This window comes from Veillonella sp. Ser01 (genome assembly GCF_053850375.1).
This window is the reverse complement of record NZ_JBSPUA010000015.1, coordinates 1-1,106: the sequence shown is the minus strand read 5'-3', so window position 1 is coordinate 1,106 and position 1,106 is coordinate 1. Positions and strand designations below refer to the sequence as shown.

Below are 1,106 nucleotides of genomic sequence, written 5' to 3'. Positions count from 1 at the left end.
GATTGGGGTGAAGTCGTAACAAGGTAGCCGTATCGGAAGGTGCGGCTGGATCACCTCCTTTCTAGGGAGACATACACTAGGCCAAGAGCTTAGATGTCACTTAGGTCGACACTTTGGCACCTAACATTGTTCGGTTTTGAGAGATCTGTTATCTACAAGATAATAAATTTCTCATATATTAAATGGGCCTATAGCTCAGCTGGTTAGAGCGCACGCCTGATAAGCGTGAGGTCGGTGGTTCGAGTCCACCTAGGCCCACCATTTAATACATGGGGGCGTAGCTCAGTTGGGAGAGCACCTGCCTTGCAAGCAGGGGGTCAGGAGTTCGAATCTCCTCGTCTCCACCATTTAGTATTTGACAGCTAGTCTGTTTTATACTAAAATAACAAAGCTATCATTGATAGCAACATATGAAGCATGAATCGTAAGATTTATGTCAGAATATTGTTCTTTGAAAACTGCATAGAAGATAATTATTATATTTGTAAGGTCATCTCTTAGAATTTCTAAGTAGGTTGACCCGAGCACATAGGAAATAATTCTCTGACTTAATGGTGACGTACATGAAAATGTACGGCTACAAAATAAACGACAATGTATCTAATGCATGTCAATGAAATCTCAAATACGAAAGTATTTTAAGTAAAGATTTTAAGGGCGTACGGTGGATGCCTTGGCGATATCAGCCGAAGAAGGACGCGGTAAGCTGCGATAAGCTACGGAGAGGTGCAAGCAACCTTTGACCCGTAGATTTCCGAATGGGGGAACCCGGCAGTGGTTATGCACTGTCACCCATACCTTTGAGTATGAGGAGGGCACCTGGGGAACTGAAACATCTAATTACCCAGAGGAAAAGTAATCAAACGAGATTTTCTTAGTAGCGGCGAGCGAACGGGAAAGAGGCCAAACCGGAGCGGGCAACCGCACCGGGGTTGAGGACAGTCATCAAGTGTAAATGAGGTAGAAGAATCGAGTTGGAAAGCTCAGCCGAAGAAGGTGAAAGCCCTGTAATCGAAACCTTGCATACACGGGACTGTATCCAGAGTACCACGAGACACGTGAAACCTTGTGGGAAGCAGGGGGGACCACCCTCCAAGCCAAAATAC

2 tRNA genes and 2 rRNA genes are annotated in these 1,106 nt (G+C 45.3%); all 4 read left to right on the top strand.

Annotated elements, in window-relative coordinates:
- Positions 1–61: ribosomal RNA gene (locus ACWTVK_RS09540) — 16S ribosomal RNA — on the top strand; the annotation flags it as partial.
- A gap of 123 nt (positions 62–184) precedes the next feature.
- Positions 185–261 (top strand) — tRNA-Ile (locus tag ACWTVK_RS09535).
- 10 nt (positions 262–271) lie between these two features.
- Positions 272–347: transfer RNA gene (locus tag ACWTVK_RS09530), tRNA-Ala, on the top strand.
- Positions 348–641: 294 nt separating this feature from the next.
- Positions 642–1,106 (top strand): 23S ribosomal RNA (locus ACWTVK_RS09525); the annotation flags it as partial.